This window comes from Mesorhizobium ciceri WSM4083 (assembly GCF_000519305.1).
In the GTDB taxonomy this organism is placed as follows: domain Bacteria; phylum Pseudomonadota; class Alphaproteobacteria; order Rhizobiales; family Rhizobiaceae; genus Mesorhizobium; species Mesorhizobium ciceri_B.
The window spans coordinates 226,125-250,469 of sequence record NZ_KI912610.1 but is presented as its reverse complement, the minus strand read 5'-3'; the positions used below and the strand labels follow the sequence as shown (position 1 = coordinate 250,469).

The 24,345-nt window shown below is 62.7% G+C and carries 24 protein-coding genes; 9 read left to right on the top strand and 15 right to left on the bottom strand.

Annotated elements, in window-relative coordinates:
* Positions 1 to 9 precede the first annotated feature (9 nt).
* The 8 genes from MESCI2_RS0127160 to MESCI2_RS0127125 all read right to left on the bottom strand — a co-directional run bounded on the left by MESCI2_RS0127160 (position 10) and on the right by MESCI2_RS0127125 (position 8,557).
* On the bottom strand, positions 10 to 615 hold the full coding sequence (locus MESCI2_RS0127160; protein WP_027039219.1) for a hypothetical protein: 606 nt from the start codon (positions 613 to 615) through the stop codon (positions 10 to 12).
* Between the two features lie 242 nt (positions 616 to 857).
* Positions 858 to 1,508: an OmpA family protein gene (locus tag MESCI2_RS0127155; protein ID WP_023812120.1), complete on the bottom strand. Its 651-nt coding sequence runs from the start codon at positions 1,506 to 1,508 to the stop codon at positions 858 to 860.
* Positions 1,509 to 1,684: 176 nt separating this feature from the next.
* Positions 1,685 to 2,053, bottom strand: a complete 369-nt coding sequence (locus tag MESCI2_RS0127150; protein ID WP_027039218.1) for a GFA family protein — start codon at positions 2,051 to 2,053, stop codon at positions 1,685 to 1,687.
* 158 nt (positions 2,054 to 2,211) lie between these two features.
* Entirely contained in the window at positions 2,212 to 2,589 is a 378-nt protein-coding gene (locus MESCI2_RS0127145) for a hypothetical protein (RefSeq protein WP_027039217.1), read from the bottom strand.
* Positions 2,590 to 2,876: 287 nt separating this feature from the next.
* Positions 2,877 to 3,296, bottom strand: a complete 420-nt coding sequence (locus MESCI2_RS0127140; protein WP_027039216.1) for a GFA family protein — start codon at positions 3,294 to 3,296, stop codon at positions 2,877 to 2,879.
* 78 nt (positions 3,297 to 3,374) lie between these two features.
* Positions 3,375 to 4,506 (bottom strand): peptide chain release factor 2 gene (prfB, locus tag MESCI2_RS0127135; RefSeq protein ID WP_127272597.1). Its coding sequence is split into 2 segments (ribosomal slippage): positions 3,375 to 4,439 and positions 4,441 to 4,506, totalling 1,131 coding nucleotides; the frame shifts between segments, so codons are not numbered across the junction.
* Positions 4,507 to 4,624: 118 nt separating this feature from the next.
* Positions 4,625 to 7,081, bottom strand: a complete 2,457-nt coding sequence (locus MESCI2_RS0127130) for a penicillin-binding protein 1A (protein ID WP_027039214.1) — start codon at positions 7,079 to 7,081, stop codon at positions 4,625 to 4,627.
* Positions 7,082 to 7,294: 213 nt separating this feature from the next.
* Positions 7,295 to 8,557, bottom strand: a complete 1,263-nt coding sequence (locus tag MESCI2_RS0127125; RefSeq protein WP_027039213.1) for an N-acetylmuramoyl-L-alanine amidase — start codon at positions 8,555 to 8,557, stop codon at positions 7,295 to 7,297.
* A gap of 654 nt (positions 8,558 to 9,211) precedes the next feature.
* On the opposite strand from MESCI2_RS0127125, the gene MESCI2_RS0127115 reads away from it, so the two are divergent.
* Positions 9,212 to 12,133 (top strand): Rne/Rng family ribonuclease, encoded by a 2,922-nt coding sequence (locus MESCI2_RS0127115; protein WP_027039212.1) that lies wholly within the window; start codon positions 9,212 to 9,214, stop codon positions 12,131 to 12,133.
* A 169-nt stretch (positions 12,134 to 12,302) separates the two neighbouring features.
* Here the strand turns inward: MESCI2_RS0127115 and MESCI2_RS0127110 are convergent, their stop codons facing one another.
* Both MESCI2_RS0127110 and MESCI2_RS0127105 read right to left on the bottom strand, forming a co-directional pair.
* On the bottom strand, positions 12,303 to 13,250 hold the full coding sequence (locus MESCI2_RS0127110; protein WP_027039211.1) for a glutaminase: 948 nt from the start codon (positions 13,248 to 13,250) through the stop codon (positions 12,303 to 12,305).
* 4 nt (positions 13,251 to 13,254) lie between these two features.
* A complete protein-coding gene (locus tag MESCI2_RS0127105) occupies positions 13,255 to 14,403 on the bottom strand; it encodes a pyridoxal phosphate-dependent aminotransferase (RefSeq protein WP_027039210.1) in 1,149 nt (382 codons plus the stop codon).
* Positions 14,404 to 14,548: 145 nt separating this feature from the next.
* Here MESCI2_RS0127105 and MESCI2_RS0127100 point away from each other — a divergent pair, with 145 nt between their 5' ends.
* The 6 genes from MESCI2_RS0127100 (at position 14,549) to aat (ending at position 19,861) form a co-directional block, all read left to right on the top strand.
* Positions 14,549 to 15,943: a M48 family metalloprotease gene (locus tag MESCI2_RS0127100; protein ID WP_027039209.1), complete on the top strand. Its 1,395-nt coding sequence runs from the start codon at positions 14,549 to 14,551 to the stop codon at positions 15,941 to 15,943.
* Between the two features lie 61 nt (positions 15,944 to 16,004).
* Positions 16,005 to 16,808, top strand: a complete 804-nt coding sequence (locus MESCI2_RS0127095; RefSeq protein WP_027039208.1) for a DsbA family protein — start codon at positions 16,005 to 16,007, stop codon at positions 16,806 to 16,808.
* Positions 16,809 to 16,957: 149 nt separating this feature from the next.
* Positions 16,958 to 17,392 (top strand): type II 3-dehydroquinate dehydratase, encoded by a 435-nt coding sequence (aroQ, locus tag MESCI2_RS0127090; RefSeq protein ID WP_013531359.1) that lies wholly within the window; start codon positions 16,958 to 16,960, stop codon positions 17,390 to 17,392.
* A gap of 26 nt (positions 17,393 to 17,418) precedes the next feature.
* The gene (accB, locus tag MESCI2_RS0127085; protein WP_013531358.1) at positions 17,419 to 17,877 is read left to right on the top strand and encodes an acetyl-CoA carboxylase biotin carboxyl carrier protein; all 459 of its coding nucleotides are present in this window, start codon (positions 17,419 to 17,421) and stop codon (positions 17,875 to 17,877) included.
* A 10-nt stretch (positions 17,878 to 17,887) separates the two neighbouring features.
* Positions 17,888 to 19,231 (top strand): acetyl-CoA carboxylase biotin carboxylase subunit, encoded by a 1,344-nt coding sequence (accC, locus tag MESCI2_RS0127080; RefSeq protein ID WP_023812133.1) that lies wholly within the window; start codon positions 17,888 to 17,890, stop codon positions 19,229 to 19,231.
* A gap of 12 nt (positions 19,232 to 19,243) precedes the next feature.
* Positions 19,244 to 19,861 (top strand): leucyl/phenylalanyl-tRNA--protein transferase, encoded by a 618-nt coding sequence (aat, locus tag MESCI2_RS0127075; RefSeq protein WP_027039207.1) that lies wholly within the window; start codon positions 19,244 to 19,246, stop codon positions 19,859 to 19,861.
* A gap of 30 nt (positions 19,862 to 19,891) precedes the next feature.
* Here aat and MESCI2_RS0127070 read toward each other — a convergent pair whose 3' ends face one another.
* The 3 genes from MESCI2_RS0127070 to MESCI2_RS0127060 all read right to left on the bottom strand — a co-directional run bounded on the left by MESCI2_RS0127070 (position 19,892) and on the right by MESCI2_RS0127060 (position 21,466).
* The gene (locus MESCI2_RS0127070) at positions 19,892 to 20,278 is read right to left on the bottom strand and encodes a hypothetical protein (protein WP_027039206.1); all 387 of its coding nucleotides are present in this window, start codon (positions 20,276 to 20,278) and stop codon (positions 19,892 to 19,894) included.
* Between the two features lie 75 nt (positions 20,279 to 20,353).
* The gene (locus MESCI2_RS0127065; protein WP_027039205.1) at positions 20,354 to 20,944 is read right to left on the bottom strand and encodes a DUF2155 domain-containing protein; all 591 of its coding nucleotides are present in this window, start codon (positions 20,942 to 20,944) and stop codon (positions 20,354 to 20,356) included.
* A 123-nt stretch (positions 20,945 to 21,067) separates the two neighbouring features.
* On the bottom strand, positions 21,068 to 21,466 hold the full coding sequence (locus MESCI2_RS0127060; RefSeq protein ID WP_027039204.1) for an NADH:ubiquinone oxidoreductase subunit NDUFA12: 399 nt from the start codon (positions 21,464 to 21,466) through the stop codon (positions 21,068 to 21,070).
* A gap of 229 nt (positions 21,467 to 21,695) precedes the next feature.
* On the opposite strand from MESCI2_RS0127060, the gene panB reads away from it, so the two are divergent.
* Together panB and panC are read left to right on the top strand one after the other, a co-directional pair.
* Complete coding sequence (gene panB / locus MESCI2_RS0127055; RefSeq protein WP_027039203.1) at positions 21,696 to 22,538, top strand: 3-methyl-2-oxobutanoate hydroxymethyltransferase; 843 nt, start codon at positions 21,696 to 21,698, stop codon at positions 22,536 to 22,538.
* A complete protein-coding gene (gene panC, locus MESCI2_RS0127050) occupies positions 22,535 to 23,386 on the top strand; it encodes a pantoate--beta-alanine ligase (RefSeq protein ID WP_027039202.1) in 852 nt (283 codons plus the stop codon). The genes panB and panC overlap by 4 nt, the downstream gene beginning before the upstream one ends.
* A gap of 40 nt (positions 23,387 to 23,426) precedes the next feature.
* Here panC and MESCI2_RS0127045 read toward each other — a convergent pair whose 3' ends face one another.
* A complete protein-coding gene (locus tag MESCI2_RS0127045) occupies positions 23,427 to 23,771 on the bottom strand; it encodes a hypothetical protein (RefSeq protein ID WP_027039201.1) in 345 nt (114 codons plus the stop codon).
* An 83-nt stretch (positions 23,772 to 23,854) separates the two neighbouring features.
* On the bottom strand, positions 23,855 to 24,343 hold the full coding sequence (locus tag MESCI2_RS01000000135795; RefSeq protein ID WP_032901398.1) for a GNAT family N-acetyltransferase: 489 nt from the start codon (positions 24,341 to 24,343) through the stop codon (positions 23,855 to 23,857).
* Between the last annotated feature and the right edge of the window lie 2 nt (positions 24,344 to 24,345).

Genomic DNA, 24,345 nt, shown 5'->3' with positions numbered 1-24,345 from the left:
ACTCGCCCGTTACATCGGCCCAGGCATCATCTTGGTCGGTTTTTCCAGCATCGGAAACTCGGCCTTGTTGCATTTCACGTTCGGGTTCGTCGGACTGAACATGCCGTTCGGATTGTCCCCGAGCCAGGCATGAAGGTCGTAGTGGACGAACTCCTTCGGGATGAGAGGGTAGTGCCCCTCCATCGGCCCCATGAAGGTTTGGCCAAACAGCTTCGGCGGCTCTTTGGTGTCCGGCGTCAGCGGCACCAGCCATTCCACTCCGACCAACTTCAGGCCCTTCTTGGTCGGCTCGTAGATCAGCACGTTTGGCCTCATCGGATCGAGCTTCTGGCCGACACTCGGGACATTGACGAAGTGGATGCCCATGGCGCCCTTCGGGTAGTCCATCGCGCCCGGTATCTTTTCTCCGCTGTAGTATACGCAGCCGACCGTCGACAGATAGAGGTCGCGGACGGCAGCGGTGTAATCCTCATATTTGGCGAGCGACTTTTTCAAGGCTTCGATGTCGGCCTTGTTGGCGTCCTCGGCCCGAGCCGAAGCAACGTTCAACCACGCGCCCACCAAACCTGTCAGAACGAGGACGCCGCAGCGCCCAAGGCTGGCTGTTCTTGTCATGCATTCCTCCCAGATTTCTGATCTGGCCGTGCAAGACCGAGGCGGAAAAATGCTGATTGCGCGGCCAGTTACACCGCCTCATCCCCTCAGGAACAGCGACGATGCTATCCCTTTCCATGCCTGCGGGAAACAGTTATTTTAGCAGTAGCTAATCTTATGGTGCAGATCGAAGAGCGTCGACATCCGCTCAAACAAAAACGGCCCCCACGCGGGAGCCGTTTCGCATTGGTTTGCCGAACAGATCAGGTGAGCGGCGACAGCTGTATCTCGACGCGGCGGTTCTGGGCGCGGCCTTCGGACGTGGCATTGGATGCGACAGGGCGCGTCTTGCCGAAGCCGGTGACTGCGAAGCGGCGCTGATCCACGCCCTGACCGGACAGATAGTTCGCCACCGCCAAAGCACGACGCTGCGACAGATCGAAATTGTGCTGGTCGCCACCGGTCGAATCGGTGTGGCCGAACACGTCGACCGTGGTCTGCTTGAACTTCTTCAATACCAGCGCGACAGAGTTCAGGACCTGGTAGAAGCCGGGCTTCACCGCATCCTGATCCGAGTTGAAAGTGATGTCGGACGGCATGTTGAGGATGATCTGGTCGCCGCTGCGGGTGACGCTGACGCCGGTGCCCTCGAGTTGCCGGCGCAGTTCGGCCTCGTTCTGGTCCATGGTGGCGCCGATGGCGCCGCCGGCCAGCGCGCCGATGCCGGCGCCGATCAATGCGTTGCGGCGGTCGTTGCCGCCGGCAAGCAGGCCAAGGCTGGCACCCGCCAGGGCACCAAGGCCGGCGCCGGCCGCCGTATTGGAAATCTTCTGGTCGCCCGTATACGGATCGGTGGTGGTGCAGGCGCTCACGAGCACAGCCGTCGCCACGACGACGAGCACAGTCTTTTTCATAGGATGGTCCCTCTCCAAGTCACGCCTTGCGGTGGCGCCAAATCAGCCCTTCCCGCGACTTGTACCACGAATTGCGGCGAAAAGCGGAACGGCAAAAGCGCCGCTGACGGCTTTTCCCGAGGGACCGATACACGGTGATAGCGCCGCATCGCCGGGCCGCAATCGTTGGGATCAGGCTACCAGAGATTCTTGCCGTCTATGACCACCACTTCGACATTGTCGAGATCGAAATCGTCGAACAGCCGCGCGTTGACGCTGATCTTGGGATTGTCGAAATCCGGCTCGCCGGTCGACCAGTCCGGCGTTTCGGTAAAGGTGCCGCAGCCGCAGGTGGCGCAAAAACCGTGCTTTACGGTTTTCGATCCCCAGCGGTAGAAAGAAACGTTTCCCATCGGACTGGTGAGCTTGAATTGCGAAGGCACGTAATAGGCCCAGAGCGAGCCGCGTTTCGAGCAGAAAGAACAGGTGCATTGCGTCACCGTCTGCGGTGCCTGCGAAACCTCGAATGTCGTCGCCTTGCAATGACAGCTTGCCTTGATGGTCATCAACGAACTCCTCCTGTCGCCCCGCCACCCTGTGCGGCAAAGGCAGCATAAAGAGGTGCTCCTGACAACTGTCAGTCACCAGGCATCCACCGAACCGCGGAAACCCGCCTGCGACCCCCGTCAGACGCGACCGCGGACGTCCGACCGCCGTCCTGTCGTCAATAAGAGCGCGGCGGCACGAACAGGCAGATCGTCTTGCCGGCGTCGAGACCGGCCTGATGCGCGCACCAGTGGAAATCGCCGTCCGGGCTGTCCTTGACACGCTTGTCGGTCATTGGAACGATCTCACCCGTTCCGGCGATGACATAGCCCTCGGGTTTTTCCAGCACTTCGCCTGTATGGGTCGTGCGACAATCATAGTTGGCGCAGCATGCGAACGGATAACTCCAGCCTTGTGGCTTTGCCGCCGTGGGCGTGGCGTCATGCGCGAAGGCAGGTGCCGTCAGCATTGCCATCGCGCCGATCGCGAACAGGGAAAACAAAAGTCGGCCAGCCGGTTGAACGGCATTGGCCGATCTGAGTGTGGCAGCAGACATGGAAACGTTCCTTTCAAACGAGCTCAAGCGTTTCGCTTGCCCGTTCCCGGAACGTATCTTCCCAGTGGCCGGATCGTCGGGTCGCAGATATGCCGCGTCCGGCCATAAATGCTTTTTGTCTCCCAGCGTTTGGATGCTGGGCTGATTCCTTGGTCGGCGCAAGAACATGCATTCCCGACATCGTTCTATGGACGTCAGGCATCCGCTACCGCCGACGAGATGAGGCCAAGGTCAATTCCCGGCAAACGGGCGTCGAATAAACGGAATTGGCCCGCTGTGGTTCCAGCCTATTGTCGGTCAGAGCCGACAATCACGTGCTCTTGATACTGCGGCAGGTCATCGGTGATGGTGAACCAGCCCGCCTTCGAACCGACGAAGATGTGCTCGGTTGGACGGATGGACGGATCGTCGACGAGCGTTCCCATGGCGACATGGACGTAGGCGCCGTCGCGCACGAGCGAATAAAGCAAGGAGCCGCACCGGCCGCAATGCGCGTTATGGCCGCTTTCGTCGCCGAAGATCAGGAGCTTGTCCTCGCCTTCGGTGAGGACAAGCTTTTCACGCTCGATACCGGCGAAAGACTTGAAGGCCGAACCGGTGGTGCGCCGGCAGTCCGAACAGTGGCAATTCGCGGCATAGAGGAATTCGTCGGCGACCTCGTAGTGAACCGCGCCGCAAAAGCATTTTCCGGTGAGCTTGCTCGGCACCCTCTCCTCCGTCGCTGTGGTGCGCAGGGGTATGTTCAGATTGAGGTCAGGCCGGCCTCACCTGAATATGGACATATCCTAATCCAGATCTGCTACGGCTTCGCCCGCACCGCCTTCGATGCGCTGCGACAACGAGGCTTCCATGAAATCGTCGAGGTCGCCATCGAGCACGCTCGACGGGCTGGTGCTCTCGACGCCGGTGCGGAGATCCTTCACCAACTGGTAGGGCTGCAGCACATAGGAGCGGATCTGGTGACCCCAGCCGATATCGCTCTTCGACGCTTCGGTGGCGTTTGCAACCGCCTCGCGCTTCTTCAGCTCTTCCTCGTAGAGGCGCGAGCGCAGCATCTCCCAGGCCTTGGCCTTGTTCTTGTGCTGCGAACGTTCGGCCTGGCAGGCGACCGCGATGCCGGTGGCCAGATGCGTGATGCGCACCGCCGAATCGGTGGTGTTGACGTGCTGGCCGCCCGAGCCGGACGAGCGATAAGTATCGATACGGACATCGGATTCGGAGACGTCGATCTCGATCGTGTCGTCGATAACCGGATAGACCCAGACACTGGCGAAGGACGTATGCCGGCGCGCATTGCTGTCATAGGGCGAGATACGCACAAGGCGATGAACGCCCGATTCCGTCTTCATCCAGCCATAGGCGTTGTGGCCTTTGATCATCAATGTGGCGGACTTGATGCCGGCCTCTTCGCCGTCATGCATTTCCAGCACTTCGACCTTGAAGCGACGGCGCTCGGCCCAGCGCGTGTACATGCGCAGCAGCATCGAGGCCCAGTCCTGGCTTTCGGTGCCGCCGGCGCCGGCATGGATTTCGAGATAGGTGTCGTTGGAATCTGCTTCACCCGACAGCAGCGTCTCGACCTGGCGGGCCTTCGCTTCGCCTTGCATCGAGCGGATCGCGGCTTCCGCCTCGGCAATGACCCCCTCGTCGCGCTCTTCCTCGCCGAGCTCGATCAGGCCGATATTGTCTTCCAGCGCCTGCGTCAGACCTTTCACCGAGGCGATGCCTTCCTCGAGGCCCTGGCGTTCGCGCATCAGCTTCTGCGCTTCCAGCGGCTCGTTCCAGAGGCTGGCGTCCTCGGCGCGCACATTGAGGTATTCAAGCCGCTTTATGGCCTGATCCCAGTCAAAGATGCCTCCTCAGCAGGGTTATCGCCTGCCTGATCTCGTCGACAATATTCTGCGTTTCCGCGCGCATGGCTGGCTGTTCTGTCCTGTTTGCTGAAATCGGTCGGCGCGATACATAGGCAGGCCGCCGCCGGCTGTAAAGCAAAATGGGCTGGCGCCAAGGCCAGCCCATCCGCTCCTGAAAATCGTCAGTAGAGGCCGCCGCCGCCGGACTGGATGGCCTGATTGGCCTGCGGCGACAACGCGCCGCCCGTGGCATTGGAGCCGTCGGCGCCCATGCCGATGACCCAATAGCTGTCGGCGGGACCGGTACCCGGCTTGAAGGCTTCGATGATGGTGCCGGGATCGCCCGATGCGGCACGCATGCCGGTCTTGCGGTTGATGGCGACCAGGTTCATGCCTTCGGGCACCTTGAAGTCGACATTGGGCGTGCCGTCCAGCGCCACCCGCATGAAGTCCTTGAAGATCGGGGCCGCGAGGCCGCCACCGGTGGCGCCATGGCCAAGGCCGCGCGGCGTGTCGTAGCCCATGTAGAGGCCGACGACGAGGTTGGGCGTGTAGCCGATGAACCAGGCGTCCTTTTCGTCGTTGGTCGTTCCGGTCTTGCCGGCGATGTGGCGGCCGAGTTCACTGATGGTGGCGCCGGTGCCGCGTTGCACGACACCTTCCATCATCGAGGTGATCTGGTAGGCCGTCATCGGATCGAGCACCTGCTCGGAATTGTCGACGAGTTCCGGCTCCGGCTGGTTCTGCCATTCGGGCGCATTGCAGCCCTGGCAGCCACGCTCGTCCTGCTTGAACACCGTCTTGCCGTAGCGGTCCTGGATGCGGTCGATGAGCGACGGTTTGATCGACTTGCCGCCATTGGCCATGATCGAATAGGCCGACACCATGCGCATCACGGTGGTTTCGCCGGAACCCAGCGCCATCGGCAGATAGGGTGCCAGATGGTCGTAGACACCGAAGCGCTCGGCATATTCGACGACCAGTTTCATCCCCATGTCATTGGCAAGCCGCACCGTCATCAGGTTGCGCGACTTCTCGATGCCGGAGCGCAGGGTGGCCGGACCGGCGACGGTGCCGTCATAGTTCTTGGGCGTCCAGCTCGTGTTACCGCTCTGGATCGTGATCGGCCCGTCCATGATCACCGAGGCCGGCGTATAGCCATTGTCGAGCGCTGCCGAATAGACGATCGGCTTGAACGAGGAACCCGGCTGGCGCATGGCTTGCGTGGCGCGGTTGAATTCGGACTGCGCATAGGAGAAGCCGCCGACCATGGCCAGCACGCGGCCGGTGTGCGGGTCCATGGCGATCAGGCCGCCTTCCACTTCGGGCACCTGGCGCAGGCTGTAGGCGCCATCGGCACCATCGTTTTTCTGCACGAAGATGACGTCGCCCGGCTTCAGCACCTCCGCCGGCGACTTGGCCTTGACGGTCTTGCCGGCAACCACATGGCGCATGGCAAAACCCATGTCCTCCTTGCTGACGGTGCCTTCGACGCGCTCCTTGACGATCTCGCCCGACGCCTGCCGGGCGGGCTGCAGGCCGATCGACAGCCCGGTCGCCGAACTGTCGAGCACGACGGCGAGCGACCATTCGGGAACATCCTCCAGCCCCTTCACGGCGCCAAGCGGCACGCCCCAGTCGCCCGACACGTCGATCGATGTCACCGGCCCGCGATAGCCGCGCAGCGTGTCGTATTTCATCAACCCGTTCTGCATCGATTTGCGGGCAATGAGCTGGATCTTCGGATCGAGCGTGGTGCGGACGGAGAGGCCGCCTTCGTAGAGCGCATTCTCGCCATAGCGGGCGATGATCTGGCGGCGCACCTCTTCGGTGAAGTACTCGCCGGCGAACAGATAGGTGCCGCTGCGGCGCGGCGTCACGCCCAGCGGCTCGGCCTTGGCCTTGTTGCCTTCCTCACGCGTGACGTAGCCGTTCTCGACCATCTGATCGATGACCCAGTTGCGGCGCTCGATCGCGCGATCGGCATGCTTGAAGGGGTGGTAGTTGTTCGGCCCCTTCGGCAGGGAGGCCAGATAGGCGGCCTCGGCCACGGAGAGTTCGTTGACCGACTTGTCGAAATAGGTCAGCGCCGCACCGGCGACGCCATAGGCGCCGAAGCCGAAGAAGATTTCGTTGAGGTAGAGCTCGAGAATACGATCCTTGGGATAGGCCTGCTCGATGCGGAAGGCGAGGATCATCTCCTTGATCTTGCGCTCGTAGGTCTGGTCCGAGGACAACAGGAAGTTCTTCGCCACCTGCTGGGTGATCGTCGAGGCGCCGACCTGACGCCGGCCCGAGCCGAGATTCTGCAGGTTGACGATGATGGCGCGGCCGAGGCCAGTCACATCGATGCCTGGGTGGTTGTAGAAATTCTTGTCTTCGGCCGACAGGAAGGCCGCCTTGACGCGGTCCGGTATGGCCTGGATCGGCAAATACAGGCGTCGTTCGCGCGCGTATTCGGCCATCAGCGCGCCGTCAGACGCATGGATGCGGGTGGTCACCGGCGGCTCGTATTTGGCCAGCACCTCGTAATCGGGCAGATCCTTCGACAAATGGCCGATGTAGATGGCAACGCCCGCCGCGACCAGAAGGGCCAGCGTCGTGCCGATGCCGAAAAAATAGCCAATGAGACGAATCATACCCGCTCCAGTCCTTGGTTCGGGAATTTCCTAAACGAAGCCGCCTTTCACGCAAGCTTTCGAGCCGGTCCCAATCCGTAATCGAAAACCCTTGTCGCCGCCATGTGGACAAAATACGGCAACGCCTGATTTCGCGGCCGCGAGCCCGAAATAAAAGCTCTGAGTGTTGTCGTCGCGCAACGCCGCCTCTGGTTGCAGGCGCCGCCTTGCATGTCAACCTCCGGTTCCCGGTCCGGCCTTGGCCGACGCGAACAGCGCGACGGCGTTGGTTATGCTCTGGGCCGCCTTGCCGCGCCAGTCGGCGTTGAGCAGTTGCGCCTCGTCCTTGGCGTTCGAGAGATAACCGAGTTCGACCAGCACTGACGGCACATCGGGTGCCTTGAGCACCTTGAAGCCCGCCGAACGCTGCGGGTTGTTAATGAGGCCGACGCTGGTCGACAGCTGGCCGACCAGCGTGTGGGCGAAACTCATCGAGAAATTGTGCGTTTCGCGGCGGATCAGGTCGATCAGGATGTCGGTGACTTCCTTGTTGTCGTTCTTGATTTCCATGCCGGCGAACTGATCGGAGAGGTTTTCTCGGTCGGCAAGCGCCTGCGCCTCGGGATCCGAAGCCTTGTCGGAGACGGTGTAGACGGTGGCGCCGCGAATGCCTTTGACGCTGATTGTGTCGGCATGGATCGAAATAAGCAGGTCGGCCTCATGCTGACGGGCGATCCGCACGCGGTCGTCCAGACGCAGGAATTCGTCTGTGTCGCGCGTCATGAACACATCGTAATTGCCGACGGCCGCGAGTTTGTCGCGCAGCTCCGTGGCGAAGGCCAGCGTGACATTCTTCTCGATGGTGCCGTTCAGGCCCTCGGCGCCGCCGTCGATGCCGCCATGGCCGGGATCGATGACGACGGTGAACCGATGACCCGGATTGGAAACCGGCCCGGTGCCGACCCGGCCTCCCTTGTCGGTCGAAACGGTCGATCCAGTGGTCAGCGCCTGGTTGGCCAGCGCCACGTCGAACTCGCGCTCGGATGCCGCCGACATGTCGATGGCAATGCGGTAGCCGGTACCGTCCTCGTTCTTGAGCACGTCGAGCTTGTCGACGGCGAAGGGTCCCTTGCCGGTGAGGATCAGACGCGAAACGCCCTCGCCGAGTTCGCCCAGGCGCACGCCCTTGACCAGGCCCCGCGCCTTCAAATCCTTGGCATCAACGGCGAATCTCGTATTCGCGAGATCGATGACAAGACGGTTGGGACCGCGCAGCAGGAACCATTTGATATCGGGTTCGCGGTCGAAATCCATGACGATGCGCATCTTGGTGGCATCGCCGGCCATCTTGTAGCCTTTTGCCACGAGCCGAGCGTCGGCGGCATTGGCATTTGAGGAAAACGCGGATGAGGCAGCCAGCAGCAGCAAGAGGCAGAAAGCGGCCAGGATCCGGCCGCCGACACGACATCCCTTGTCTGTGAAGTCCGCCAATCCCATCTCTCTTCCAGTCGCTCCCGGTTTGGCGCCCGGCGCCCGGTCGTTTCGTCCAAATGCCGGTTAGGCCGCGAACTCGATTAACGATTGGTATCCAGAGAAGGTTAACCAAGCCTTTTCATGCAAGGGCCGCAAGCCTGGCTTACGCTACGGAACGGCTTTTTGCCGGCATCGGAAATCGGGGTTGCCTTCCACCCCGCCAAATCATAAAAGCGATGGTGGATCACTGCAATCCTGGAACCGCCCTCCTCCGCAGCTTCTTGCTACAGGGTCAGACGTAAAGGCGGCTCCTTTCGCTTCAGGCGAAAAGGGTTCAGGTGATCGCGACGAATTTCGCAGGCGTGCTCCCGTGGCGGGGGAATCGCCTGCGTGAGGAAAACGGCCGGGTTTGTTCCCGTGCCGGCTCTGTATGAGCAAACAAGCTGGTCCGGTCCGTCCGGGCTTTGGTTCAAAAGGTTCTGTTGGTGACGATGGCTTCAAGCGCAATCATGGAAAGGTCCGCATCAAACCGCGCCATTACGGCTGCGGGCGGCACCGCCATGGCGCTCAAGCGGCGGCCGACGGACGTTCAAATATCCGGCACCCACATTCCAGACACGCAGCAGCAGGCTTTGCCTCGCAAGCTGCGGCTGACGGCTGCCGGGGGGAAACGAAATAATGCCCAACAAAATGCTGATAGACGCCTCCCACCCGGAGGAAACACGCGTTGTCGTCATACGCGGTAACCGTATTGAAGAATTCGACTTTGAATCCCAGGACAAGAAGCAGCTCAAAGGAAACATCTACCTAGCCCGCGTAACGCGCGTAGAGCCCTCCCTTCAGGCAGCCTTTGTCGAATATGGCGGCAACCGTCACGGTTTTCTCGCCTTCAGTGAAATCCACCCCGACTACTACCAGATCCCGGTCGCCGATCGTCAGGCACTGCTGCGCGCGGAAGCGCAGGAGGCCGAGGACGAAGAGAACGAGGACGGCGACGGCGATGACCGCCAGAGCCGCGATCGCGGACGGCGCGGCCGCAGGCGCGGCGGCAAGCCCCGCGACCGGGGCGAGCACAAGCGCGATGCTGCCGATTCCGGCGAGGCAAGCGACGAAGCGGAAGAAGGCGCCGACGCTGGTGTCGAGGACATCTCGCACACGTCCGAGATCATCGAACATGCGGCCGATTCGTCCGAACATGCCGATGCGTCAGAACATGGCGAGGATTCCGCCGAGCAGGACGAAGGCGAAACCCGCGAAGGCGGCCCGACGTCAATCGCCGCCTCGGTCGAGGCCGATGTGATTTCCGAAGCCGTCCCGCAGGCCGAACAAGGCAGCGAAGCGACCTCCGGCGACAATGATCGCGGCATGCTGGAAGAAGTGCAGTCCTCGCATCCCGACGATCACGAGGTCGAATCGGTCGGCGCCGAGGATGCGCTGGAAGAAGTGCGCAACCGCCGCAAGCCGGTGCGCCGCCAGTACAAGATCCAGGAAGTGATCAAGCGCCGGCAGATCCTCTTGGTGCAGGTCGTCAAGGAAGAACGCGGCAACAAGGGCGCGGCACTGACCACCTACCTGTCGCTTGCCGGCCGTTATTCGGTGCTGATGCCGAACACGGCGCGTGGCGGCGGCATTTCGCGCAAGATCACCAGCGCGGTCGACCGCAAGCGCTTGAAGGAGGTCGTTGCCGATCTCGAAGTGCCGCAGGGCATGGGCGTCATCCTGCGCACCGCCGGCGAGAGCCGCACCAAGGCGGAGATCAAGCGCGACTACGAATATCTGATGCGGCTTTGGGAAAATGTCCGCAATCTCACCTTGCAGTCCACAGCCCCTGCCTTGGTCTATGAGGAAGGCAGCCTCATCAAGCGCTCGGTGCGCGACCTCTACAACAAGGATATCGACGAGATTCTTGTCTCCGGCGAGGAAGGCTACCGCGAGGCCAAGGACTTCATGCGCATGCTGATGCCGAGCCACGCCAAGGTGGTTCAGCCGTTCCGCGACACGACGCCGATCTTCGTGCGCAACGGCATCGAGGCACAGCTCGACCGCATGCTGCAGCCGCAGGTGACGCTGAAGAGCGGCGGCTACATCATCATCAACCAGACCGAAGCGCTGGTTGCCATCGACGTCAATTCGGGCCGCTCCACCAAGGAGCACTCGATCGAGGACACCGCGCTCCACACCAATCTGGAAGCGGCCGAGGAAGTCGCGCGTCAGCTCAGGCTGCGCGACCTTGCCGGCCTGATTGTCATCGACTTCATCGATATGGAGGAGAACCGCAACAACCGCTCCGTCGAGAAGCGGCTGAAGGATCACCTCAAGAACGACCGTGCGCGCATCCAGGTCGGCCGTATCTCGCATTTCGGCCTGATGGAGATGTCACGCCAGCGCATCCGCGCCAGCGTGCTGGAATCGACCATGAAGCCCTGCCCGCATTGCGGCGGCACCGGCCATGTGCGCTCCGATTCGTCGGTCGCGCTGATGGTGGTGCGGGCGATCGAGGAATTCCTGCTCAAGGATTCGCGCAGCCACATCACGGTGCGGACGCCGGCGGCCACCGCACTCTACGTGCTCAACCACAAGCGCGGCACGCTGGTGGAACTCGAAAGCCGCTTCGGGCTGACGATCACCGTCGAGGCAGACGATTCGGTGGGTTCGCAGCACTATGCAATCTTCCGCGGCGCGCTGGCTGAAAAGCCGGAAGGCTTTGTCGAGGCGCGCAGCTTCCCGGCCTATGTCGAGCCGGAAGAGCCCGAGGACGAGATTGTCGTTGCCGAGGAGGAGGATGACGAGGCGCCGGTCCAGGCCGAACAGCCACGCCAGCAGCCGCAGCAACAACCCCGCCCTGCTGCCGGTGGTGAGGAAGGCGAAGGCCGCGACCGCAAGCGCCGGAAGCGTCGGCGTCGGCGCGGCGGCAAGGATCGCGATCGCGAACATGGCGCCCCTGCGGACGGTGCTTCCGTCTCGGCTCCGGCCGGTGAGTTTTCGGACCCGGACTCGGCCGCCAGCGATGGCGACACGGACGTGGACGACAACGCCCCTGTCGGTGTTGCCGAAACATCCGAGACAGCTGAAGCTTCGGACGAAGGCCAGGGCAAAAAGCGCCGGCGCGGCAAGCGCGGCGGCAAGCGCAACCGCCGCGAAGACGGTGAAGGCGAGGCCGAGGCAAGTGCTGGCGAAGCAGCCGACGCGTCCGAGGTCGAAGTCCCGGCTGCCGAGGTGATCGCCAGCGAGCCGGTGGTTACCGCAGCGGCCGAAGAGCCGGTGGCGCTTGCCCCGGCCAATGACGACGCGCCGGCCACGGAGAAGCCGAAGAAGCCACGTCGCGCGGCCAAGCCGAAGAAGGCCGCGGCCGAAATTGTCGACGATGAGTCGGCTGCGGAGCTGGAAGCACCGGTCGACACGCCGGTCACCGCATCCGACGAGGCAGCCATCGCTTCTGTCGAGAAGGCACCGAAGGCCCGCCCGTCGCGGCGCAAGCCGGCGGCGGCGAATGCGCCGGTCGAGCCGGTGGTGTCTTCGACCGTAGCCGAGGAACCGGCCGCGAAAACCGAGGACAAGCCGAAGCGCGGCGGATGGTGGCAGCGGAAGGGCTTTTTCTAAGCCCTTCAGCCACCTGAGCTAGTTATCTGACAAAAAATCCCGCGCCGTCTCGAAGACGGCGCGGGATTTTCATATCTGCCGTTATGCCGGATCGCGAAGGCTAGAACGCTTCTTTGATTCTATGCATGCCGTTGTCCCAAAACCGCTGCGCACTTTTGGGCGACATGCATCACGGCGCGAAGATCGACCAGTTCATCATCCTGGCCAGCTTTTCCAGCGCGATCGACCCCAGCTTGGAATTGCCGTTGGCATTGAGGCCCGGCGACCAGACGGCAAGCGACGCCACGCCCGGCACGATGCCCAATATGCCGCCGCCGACACCGCTCTTGCCGGGGATACCGACGCGGAAGGCGAAATCGCCGGAGCCGTCATAATGGCCGCAGGTAAGCATCATCGCGCCGATGCGGCGTGCCCGTTCGGCCGACACCACGGAATGCCCGGTCGCCGGGTTCTTGCCGCCATTGGCAAGGAAGCGGCCGGCGAGCGCCAGCTGCCGGCAACTCATGGCGATGGCGCAGTGGTGAAAGTAGACGCCCAGCGCCAGCTCCGGCGCATGGTGGAGATTACCGAAGGATTTCATGTAGTTGGCAAGCGCGAAATTGCGATAGCCGGTGGCCCGTTCGGACGCCGCGACCTCCCGGTCGATGATGATCGTTTCGTCGTCGGCGAGGAATTGGATGAAGCGCAGGATTTCGCCGATCGCCTCGCGCGGCTGGTGACCGGCAAGCAGGATGTCGGAAATGACGATGGCGCCGGCATTGATGAACGGATTGCGCGGAATACCGTTCTCATGCTCGAGCTGCACGATCGAGTTGAACGGATTGCCTGACGGTTCACGTCCTACCCGCTGCCACAGCGCGTCGCCGACATTGCCGAGCGCCAGTGTCAGGGTGAACACTTTCGAGATGCTCTGGATGGAAAAGGCCTGGTCGGCATCGCCGGCCATCAGCACGCGGCCGTCATTGGTGACCGCTGCGATGCCGAACTTCTTCGGGTCGACCTTGCCCAGCTGCGGAATGTAGGAAGCGACGTCGCCGCGATCGGTGCGCTCGGCCATTTCGGCTGCGACTTCGGCCAACGCCCGATCAAGTTTGGAGGCCTGTTCAAGTTCCGGCATAGTGCTACCTCAACCAGCGTTCGAGGCGCGCCATTGCCTCGACCATGTCGTCGTGGCTGCCGGCATAGGAGAAACGCATGGTCCGGTGCCCCGCCTGGGTGTCGAAGTCGCGGCCGGGCGTCGCCGCGACATGCGCCTCGGCCAGCATCTTTCGCGCGAAGTCCATGCTGTCATTGGTATGCCTGGTGACGTCACAGAAGGCATAGAAGGCGCCGTCCATGGGCGCCGCCAGCGGAAAGCCGAGTTCCGGCAGGCGTTTCATCAAGAGCTCGCGATTCCAGGCGTAGCGGCCTTTGACCGCCTCCAGCTCCTCGGTCGCCCTGAACGCTTCGATCGCGGCGATCTGCGACAGTTCCGGCGGCGAGATATAGAGGCTCTGGGCGACGCGCTCGACCGGCCGCACCAGGTCTTGCGGCAGCACCATCCAGCCGATGCGCCAGCCGGTCATGCAGTAATATTTGGAGAAAGAATTGATCACCGTCACGTCGCCGCCATAGGCAAGCGCCGTGGTGTCGGGGGCGGCATAGGCCAGCCGGTGATAGATCTCGTCGGAAATGACGGCGATGCCGAGGTCTTGTGCCGTCCTTACCAGGGCCGCCAGTTCATCGGCCGGAATGACCGCGCCGGTTGGATTGGCGGGACTGGCGAAGAGAACGCCCTTCAGCGGCTTTTCACGATGCGCGGCCTCCAGATGGCCGGCATGCAGGTAGGCGGCGTCGCCAAGCTCGATCTCGACCACGTCGATGCCGAGTGCGGCCATGATGTTGCGGTAAGCGGGATAACCGGGTGCCGCGATGGCGACCCGGTCACCCCCATCGAACATCGCCAGGAAGGCAAGGTTGAAGGCGGCCGACGATCCAGTGGTCACCGCGATCCGGCCGGGCTCGATATCAAGCCCGTAGTGATCGGCGTAGTGTCCGGCGATCGCCTTGCGCAAACCTGCCAGTCCGAGCGCGTCGGTGTAGCCGATGCGTCCGTCCTGCAGCGCCTTGGCTGCTGCGGCGCGAACCAGAACCGGTGCGGGATCGGAAGGCTGGCCGACGGCCATCGAAACAACCGGCACGCCCTGGGACTTCAGCCGGTTTGCCTCTGCCAGAATGTCCATGGCATGGAAGGGCTCGACATTGCCACGGCGTGAGAGCGAAACGACCATTTAACCAGTATTCCCGATGACTGACGGCGCCAGGCACTGGCGCATGTGCCGCACAAATGCCCGATTGATGTGAGGATCACAAGTTGAGGAAGTTTCCGGCGCCGACTTTTCATCTTTCGCCCGCTCGTCTACCAGTGGAGCCATCATGTTGAGCCGACCCAGATCGACGATTGCCCAGGCAGCGCGCGTCTTCGCGACGCTCTCGCTTGGCGTTGCCGTTGCAATGGCGAGTTCGGTCAGTGCCTTCGCCCAGAACGTGCCGGTGGTGCGCGACGCCGAGATCGAGGCGCTGGTGCGCGATTACGCGCGGCCGATCTTCAGGGCGGCCGGCCTGGCGAATGACGGCATCGACATCGTTCTGGTCAACGACCAGAGTTTCAACGCCTTCGTCACCGGGCGCCGGCTGTTCATCAACACCGGCGCGCTGATGACGGCTGAAACGCCCAACGAGATCATCGGCGTCATCGCGCACGAAGCCGGTCATATCGCCGGCGGCCACCAGCAGAAGCTGCGCGACCAGCTCGAACGAGCCAAGACGATGGCCATCATCGCGACATTGCTTGGCGCCGGCGCCATTGTCGCCGGTGCCACAACCAGCAGCCGCGGTCTCGCCGGCGCTGGCATGGGCGTGGCCGCTGGCGGCGGCGAGATGGCACAGCGCAGCATCCTCGCCTATCAGCGCACCGAGGAGATGACGGCCGACCGCTCGGCGATCACCTATCTCAACGCCACCGGCCAGTCCGGCATGGGCATGCTGAAGACATTCCGCCGCTTCCAGACCGCACTGTCGCTTTCGGGCGCCCAGGTCGATCCGTATCGGATCAGCCATCCGATGCCGCAGGACCGCATCGCCAATCTCGAAGTGCTGGTGAAACAGGACCCCAATGTCGACAGGCCGGACCCGCCCGCGCTGCAGCAGCGCCATGACATGATGCGGGTGAAGATCGCCGTCTACATGGAAGGCCAGGCGGCCGCGTCGCGGCTGATGCGAAAGATGCAAGGAACCCTCGCCGCGCAGTACGGCGACGCCCAGTCGACCTATCTGTTCGGCAACATCGCCGCCGCTCTCGCCAAGACCAATGCACTGATCAAGGCGCAGCCGAAGAATGCCTACTTCCAGGAACTGCGCGGCGACATCCTGATGAAGGCAAACAAACCCAAGGAGGCTGCGGACGCCTATGCCAAGGCAGCCAGCCTCGATTCGGCTCGGTCCGGTCTGCTGCCGGTGTCCGTGGGCCAGGCACTGATGGCCGTCGGCACGCCCGACTCCCTCAAAAAAGCCGTCGTGCAGATCAACAATGGCCTCGGTCGCGACAAGGAAAATTCAGCCGGATATCGCTATCTGGCACAGGCCTATGGCGAGTTGGGTGACATACCTGGCGCGGAACTTGCCACCGCCGAAAGCCATTTCTATTCCGGCAACTACAAGGATGCGAAGATTTTCGCCATGCGGGCGCAGCAGCAGATGAAACGCGGCGAGCCGCGCTGGCTTCGCGCCCAGGATATCATAAACTACAGGCCGTCAACCAAGATCAAGTGAACCTTCCGGCCGCGCGCCACGACATAGCCAGACCGGAAAACAGGTAGAAGGAACAGGAACGATGAAAAAGGCACTGCTGCTGGGCACCACGGGGGTTGCGGTCGCCCTGGCCATGCTGGCTTTCGGATTCGTTGCCGGAAACACGCAGATCGCCAAGGCCGGTACCGCGCAGCCGGTCGAGACGGCGGCGGCCGATACCAAGATCGACCGCACCGAAGTCGAAGGCATCATCCGCGACTATTTGTTGAAAAACCCGGAAGTCCTCCTGGAGGTCCAGGATGCGCTTGAGGCCAAGCAGAAGGAAGAGCAGCGCATCGCTCATCTCGGCGTGATCAAGGATGCCAAGGACCAGATCTTCAACTCCGCTTTCGACGGCGTCGTCGGCAATCCGAACGGCAAGGTCACCATCGTCGAGTTCTACGACTACAATTGCGGCTTCTGCAAACGCGCCATCGACGACATGCAGGCGCTGACCAAGACCGATCCGGACCTGCGTTTCGTGCTCAAGGAATTCCCCATCCTGGGACCGGATTCACAGAAGGCGAGCGTGGTCTCGATGGCCTTCCACCTGATGCACCCGGAAAAGTACGGCGAGTTCCACAATGCGTTGCTCGGCGGCCAGGGACGCGCCACCGAGGCGGCGGCCATGAAGGTCGCGCTGTCGCTCGGCGCCGACGAAGCGGCGCTGCGCGAGAAGATGAAGGACCCGACAATCAACGAGGCCCTCGCCAAAACCTACGATCTTGCCAACAAGCTGGCGATCACCGGAACCCCGTCCTATGTCGTCGGCAACGAGGTGGTGTTCGGGGCGCTCGGGCAGGAAGTCCTGGCTGAAAAGATCGAGGCGGCGAAAGCCGCACTCTGATCTTGCTCGCCAGCTATTTCTCACGGGCACATTTCCGCCTGTTGTGGACAGTGAAAGAACGCACTTGCGCTCTTTCCGCGGGCGGCTATGCCCATTATAGAGGGCCCAGCGCGCCGGCTTGATGACGGCGCCGGGAAAGGTCGGCTTTTTTGAAAACGGTTTTCGTCCTGAACGGTCCCAATCTCAACGCGCTCGGCAAGCGCGAGCCGGGCATCTATGGCGGCAAGACGCTTGCCGCGATCGCCGACGACTGCAAGCAGGCAGGCACGGCGCTGGGGTTCGAGATCGATTTCCGCCAGTCGAACCATGAGGGCGACCTTGTCGACTGGATTCAGGAAGCTGGCGACAAGGCTGTCGGCATCGTCATCAATCCGGGCGCCTACAGCCACACCTCGATTGCCATCCACGACGCCATCCGCGCCGTCGCACCGCTGCCGGTGGCCGAAGTTCATCTTTCCAACATCCATGCGCGGGAACCATTCCGCCACGTCTCCATGGTCGCGCCGGTCGCCGTCGGCATGATCTGTGGCTTTGGGCCGCTCGGCTATACGCTGGCGCTACAGGCGCTGGCTGCACGCCTATGACCGGCCAACAAACAGAAGGCTCGAAAATGTCGATAAAGAAGACCGGTGTTGACCAGCAACTGATCCGCGATCTGGCGGGCATCCTGAACGACACCAACCTCACCGAGATCGAGGTTGAACTGGGCGACCTGAAGGTGCGCGTCTCGCGGCAGGCGCCGGCCGTTCATGCGATCGCGGCGCCGCAACCGGCCTATGCGCCGGCAGCAGCGCAGGCTGCCGCCGTTGCCGTGCCTGTGGTGGCGGACCTTTCCAAGAATGCGGTCACCTCACCGATGGTCGGCACGGCCTACCTGGCGCCGTCGCCGGACGCCAAGGCATTCATCGAAGTCGGCCAGAAGGTCAAGGAAGGCCAGACGCTGCTGATCATCGAAGCAATGAAGACGATGAACCAGATCCCCTCGCCACGCGCCGGCACGGTGACCGCGATCCTTTTCGAGGATTCGCAGCCGGTCGAATATGGCATGCCGCTCGTCGTGATCGAGTAGAGCGGGCCTGATGTTTCAGAAGATCCTCATCGCCAATCGCGGCGAAATCGCCCTCCGGGTGCTGCGCGCCTGCAAGGAACTCGGCATCCAGACGGTGGTGGTGCATTCGACCGCCGATGCCGACGCCATGCATGTGCGGCTCGCGGACGAGAGCGTCTGCATCGGTCCGCCGCCATCGCGCGACAGCTATCTCAACATCCATCAGATCGTTGCGGCCTGCGAAATCACCGGCGCCGACGCCGTGCATCCGGGCTACGGCTTCCTGTCGGAGAACGCCAAGTTCGCCGACATACTGGCCGCGCACAACATCACCTTCATCGGTCCGTCCGGCGACCATATCCGCATCATGGGCGACAAGATCGAGGCCAAGCGAACCGCCAAGCGCCTCGGTATTCCGGTTGTGCCCGGTTCGGACGGCGCCGTCACCGATCAGAAGGAAGCCAGGCGCATTGCCGCCGAGATCGGCTATCCCGTGATCATCAAGGCATCGGCAGGCGGTGGCGGGCGCGGTATGAAGGTCGCCCTCACCGAGGCTGACCTGGAGATCGCACTGCAGACAGCAAGCACGGAAGCCGGTGCGGCCTTCGGCGACGATGCCGTCTATATCGAGAAATACCTGGAAAAGCCGCGCCATATCGAAGTCCAGGTGTTCGGCGACGGTTTTGGCCGCGGCGTGCATTTCGGCGAGCGCGACTGTTCCTTGCAGCGCCGCCACCAGAAGGTCTGGGAAGAGGCGCCCTCGCCCGCCCTCAATGCCGAAGAGCGCGCCCGTATCGGCGGCATCTGCGCCAAGGCGATCGCCGACCTCGGCTATTCCGGCGCCGGCACGATCGAGTTCCTCTACGAGAATGGCGAGTTCTACTTCATCGAGATGAACACGCGCCTGCAGGTCGAGCATCCGGTGACGGAAGCGATCACCGGCATCGACCTCGTGCACGAGCAGATCCGCGTCGCCTCCGGCGGCGGCCTCTCGGTGAAGCAGGAGGACATCAAGTTCAACGGCCACGCCATCGAATGCCGCATCAACGCCGAGGATCCGCGTACCTTCACGCCTTCGCCCGGCACGATCACCCATTTCCACACACCGGGTGGTCTCGGCATCCGCGTCGATTCCGGCGTCTATTCCGGCTACAAGATCCCACCCTATTACGACAGCCTGATCGGCAAGCTGATCGTGCATGGGCGCAACCGCGTCGAGTGCATGATGCGGCTGCGCCGGGCGCTGGACGAGTTCGTCGTCGACGGCATCAAGACGACGTTGCCGCTGTTTCGCGATCTCGTCGGCAATGCCGACATCGCCAATGGCGACTACGATATCCACTGGCTGGAAAAATATCTGGCCAAGGAAGAGTAGCGCGGAGACGCGATGACCCGCCCCTACGCGCCCGGCTATCGCATCCCCACCGACCTGCTGCTCAAGGCCTACGCCTCGGGCGTCTTCCCGATGGCAGAAAGTGCCGGCGACCCGGAGGTGTTCTGGGTGCGGCCAGAGACGCGCGGCATCATTCCGCTCGATGGTTTTCACGCACCGAAAAGCCTCAGGAAAACGATCAGGAAGAACCCCTTCGACATTCGTTTCGATTTCGATTTCGAAGCCACGATCGACGGCTGCGCAGAAAAGCGGGTGGAGCGGCGCTCGACCTGGATCAATGCGCCGATCCGCGAAGCCTATGTCGAGTTGCATCGGATAGGTCATTGTCATTCGGTCGAAGCGTGGCGCGAGGACCGGCTGGTCGGCGGCCTCTATGGCGTGTCGCTCGGCCGGGTGTTTTTTGGCGAGAGCATGTTCGCCAGGGAGACGGACGCCTCCAAGACCTGCCTCTTCCACCTCGTCGAGCGCTTGAAGGCGCGCGGCTTTGCTCTGCTTGATACGCAGTTCACCACCGAGCACCTCAAGCGGTTCGGCGCGGTCGACGTGCCGCGCGGCAAGTATGAGAAGATGCTCGCCGATGCGTTGAAGGGCGAGGCCGTGTTCTATCCCTGACGCCCCCAATTCTATTCCTGAGGATTGAGCCTACTTCCCGGTGGCGGCTTCCAACGGCGTCTGCGAATGGAACATCATCTTCCAGCCGTTGACGCGATGGACATAGCCGCTGCTGACCAGCGCGGCATAAGCCTCGCCGTTCTCCCGCGTCGCACGTGCCTCGTAGGTCAGCATGATGATGTCGCTGCCCGGCTCGATAATGCCCTTGAGATCTATCTGCAGGTCGCGCCAGCGGTTGGGCTTGGCTGCGGTCTTGGCGAGATCCGCATTGTCCATCGCCTGTGCCATCTGCGGAAACGCCACCAGGCATTCGGTGTCGACATTGGCCGCATAGTAGGCCGCGTCGCCCGTCCAGAATCCCTTTTCAAGTTCCAGCAACTCTGCCTTGCCGGCCGTGATCCGCTTGCTGTCTGACATCGGAAGATCCTCCCTGCGCATAAATGCGCGCTCATCCGTGCTCCAACGTATGGTGGCAAGGACGGTTCCGGAGGATCAGTTGGTGTTGGTCGTATCGGGTTCCGAAGCGTCCGGCTCCGTCACATCTGGCTCTGTCACGTCCGGAGCAGTCGCGGCTTTCGGTTTGGCCGCGGCGGGCTTGGGCGCCTCGGCTTTGGTCGAGTCTGCCTTGGCGCCATCGGGCGCCGGCACATCCGACTTCTGCTTGCAAGCCTTCAGCCAGACGTCGTAGACGGCATGCTCGACGGCATTGAGGCCGGGGCTTTCGGCAAACATCCAGCCGGTGAAGATGCGGCGGATCTTGCGGTCCAGCGTGATCTCGTCGACCTCGACGAAGGAATCTGTCTTCGGCTCTTCGGTCTGTGGCCGCGAATAGCAGACGCGCGGCGTCACCTGCAAAGCGCCGAACTGCACCGTCTCGTCGATATAGACATCGAAGGTGATGATGCGGCCGGTGATTTTGTCGATACCGGCAAACTCGGCAACGGCATTGGTGACCCGGTCCGCTCCCGCAGGCGGCGCCGGCGCGGGTGCCGCGGGCTCAGGCGAAGCGGCGAAGGCCACGGTGCTGACGGCAAGACCGGCGGCTAGCGCCAGACTGGCCGATATAGAGTAGGAAAAGCTCATGCAAAGATACCGGTGGTTCGCGCCCGGGTGATTCTGTCGATCGCCAAGGCTAGTCGCCGTTTTCTGATCAGCAAGCAGCTAAACACCAATTGTGGCGATAAAGGACCGGCTTGCACCCTGTCGCTACGACCCGGGTGTCCAGGCATCGTAGTCGCCGGTGACCTGCGGGCGGTGCTGATTGGTCAGCACCGAGCCCTTCGGACGATAGGCCGCCGGGCTGCCGGTCAGGTTGGGCTGATGCGGCTTCTGCCAGTCGCGCGGCTTGTAGTCCTCGCTGGACGGCGCGACGTCGACGCGGTGGTGCATCCAGCCGTGCCAGCCGGGCGGTATCGCCGAAGCTTCCGAATAATTGCGGTAGATGACCCAGCGGCGCGTGCGGCCTTCCGAATCGATGCCGCCTTCGTAGTAGACGTTACCCGTTTCGTCCTGGCCGACCTTCTTGCCATACCGCCACGTGTGCAGGCGGGTTCCTATCGTCTGGCTGTTCCACCAGGTGAAAAACTGCGTAAGGAAAGTCTTCATTTCAAAACCCTCGCGCCGGCAGCGCCCGTTTCCTGCTTATGGCGTCAGGCCTTGCCGAAGGCAAGGCTTTTGCCATGGCGTGCGCGCAAATGGCTTGCCGGAAACCCGACACAAGCCTGTGATCCCCCCAGGTCGCTGCATCCACGCTTGCCAAGCCTTTGCGGTATTTCTAAAGCTCAGCGCGCCCATGCCTGCATCCAGCCCGGCTTGAGGCCGAGGGAGGTGACGATTGGCCACGGAATTGCCGACCACCGACATTCGCATCAGCGCCGAGGCGATTCGCCACCGTAAGGGCGGCACGCCGATCGTTTGCCTGACCGCCTATACCTATCCCATCGCCCGTCTGCTCGATCACCATGTCGACCTGCTTCTGGTCGGCGACAGTGTCGCCATGGTCCTGCATGGCCACAAGACGACGCTGGGTGCCTCGCTGGAGATGATGATCGCACATGGGCAAGCCGTGATGCGCGGTTCGGCCAGTGCCTGCGTCGTCGTCGACCTGCCGGCCGGCAGCTATGAGGTTTCGGCAGCACTTGCCGTGGCCTCGGCGCGGCGGGTCGTCGACGAAACCGGCTGCCAGGCGGTGAAGCTCGAAGGCGGCCTCGACATGACCAGCCAGATCGAGGCCATCGTCGCCGCCGGCATTCCGGTGATGGGACATATCGGCCTGCAGCCGCAATCGGTCGAGAAGGACGGCGGCTACAAGATCAAGGGCCGCACCGAGGAGGCTGTTGCGGCATTGCTTCGCGATGCTCTCGCCGTCGAGAATGCCGGCGCTTTCTCGGTGGTCATCGAAGGCACGGTCGAGAGGGTCGCCGCCGATATCAGCCGCCGCCTCGCCATTCCAACCATCGGCATCGGTGCCAGCGGCGACTGCGACGGCCAGATCCTGGTCATCGACGACATGGTCGGGCTGACTGTCGATCGCGTGCCGAAATTCGTCAAGGAATACGCCGATCTGCGCAGCGTGATCTCGCAGGCCGCGGAAACCTATGCAGCCGAGGTGCGAAACCGGACATTCCCGGGCCCCGGCCATGTCTTTTCGGCGACAAACAGCAGGGATGATGCATGAGCCAACCCGTGATCGTCGACAGCGTTGCCGAACTTCGCGCGCAAGTCCGGGACTGGCGGCGCGACGGCCTTCGTGTCGCCATGGTGCCGACCATGGGCGCTTTGCATGACGGGCACATCTCGCTGGTTAGGATCGCACTCGAAAAAGCCGAGCGCTGCGTCGTGTCGATCTTTGTCAACCCGACCCAGTTCGCGCCGAGCGAAGACCTCGACAAGTACCCGCGCCAACTCGCCCGCGATCTCGACCGGCTCGGCGCGGCAAAGGCCGATCTTGCCTTCACACCGACGGTTGGCGAGATGTATCCAGCCGGCTTCGCCACGAAAATCTCGGTCGGCGGCCCCTCCGGTGGGCTCGAATCGGACTTTCGGCCGACCTTTTTCGACGGCGTCGCCACCGTGGTGGCAAAGCTCCTCCTGCAGGCAACGCCCGACTGTGCGGTCTTCGGCGAGAAGGACTACCAGCAGCTCTGCGTGGTGAGGCAGCTCTGCCGCGACCTCGACCTGCCCGTCGAGATCATCGGCGCGCCAACGATCCGCGACGCCCATGGTCTCGCCATGTCGTCACGCAACGCCTATCTCGATGAGGCCGAACTGAAGATCGCCCGCCAGCTCAACGTGATATTGCGCAAAACGGCAGTGGCTCTGGCGGCAGGCGCCCACCAGAACGACGCAACCGAAGAGGCCAGCCGCGACCTCATCGCCGCCGGTTTCCGCGAGGTCGACTATGTCGGGGCCCGCGAAAGCCTGACGCTTGCGCCATGGCGTCGAAACCGCGAAGGGCGTCTTCTCGCAGCAGCATGGCTCGGTAAGACCAGGCTGATCGACAATGTGGGGGTTCCCGCTGCCTAGCGCGAAGGCTCGATCCCTCCGCGGCGGATTGCTGCCGCGCCTAGCTCTCGCTCTTTTGTCGGCCGGCCCTGACGATCAGGTGTCCCGCGACGATCCCAACCACCCCGGCAAGGGCTTTCACCAATGCATCGATGAGGCGTGCATGGCGACCGGGATCAATGAGCTGAAGCAGTTCCAGCATGCCGGCGGTCACAGCCACGAAGATCACGACCTGATACAGTCGGTTGGGGAAGCCGATCGCCAGGGCGAAGCCCAGCAGGACATAAGCCAAGGCACGCTCGACATTCGCTTCAGCGAGGTGCGGCCGCATCTGGATCGGCGACAAGGTCGCGAAAATGATGATGGCGAGCAGCGCCAGCGCTGTAATGCGGGACAGTTTGGTCATGCCCTTGCATATCCGTCGTGAGCCGGCACAGCAAACGCCGCGATGACGCATGGCCGGATCGCTCTATTCATCCCGGTGGCAATCTATCCGAGCGACTTCTCGAAACTCAGCGTCGTCGGCCTTGAGGTATCACGGGACTCCTCGGCGGCACTGACAGGCAAGAACTCTTTCGACCGATAGAAGGCGATGGCGCCGCCATTGGCCTCCTCGACCTCGACGCGCAGCGTTCGCGCTTCCGGGAAACTGGCCTCGACCTCGTCGAGCAGTGCTTGCCCGATCCCTCGCCTTTGGCAGTCCGGATGGACGTAGAGCTGGTTCAACAGGATGATTTTCGCATCGGCGGTGGCGGCGGCGAAAGCCATGCCACCGATCCGCTTGCCGTCATCGGCCACCAGGAATTCCGAATTCGGCCGCGTCAGCCGCGAGCGGAGCGAAGCGATCGAGTGCCATTCGTCGGTGATCTCGGTGACTTTGGCAGCACCATAAATGGCATCATAGGTCGCATGCCACGTTTCCACCAGCAGCGTCCGCACAGCGGCAAGGTCGCGTTCACCTGCGGTGCGGACGAACACGG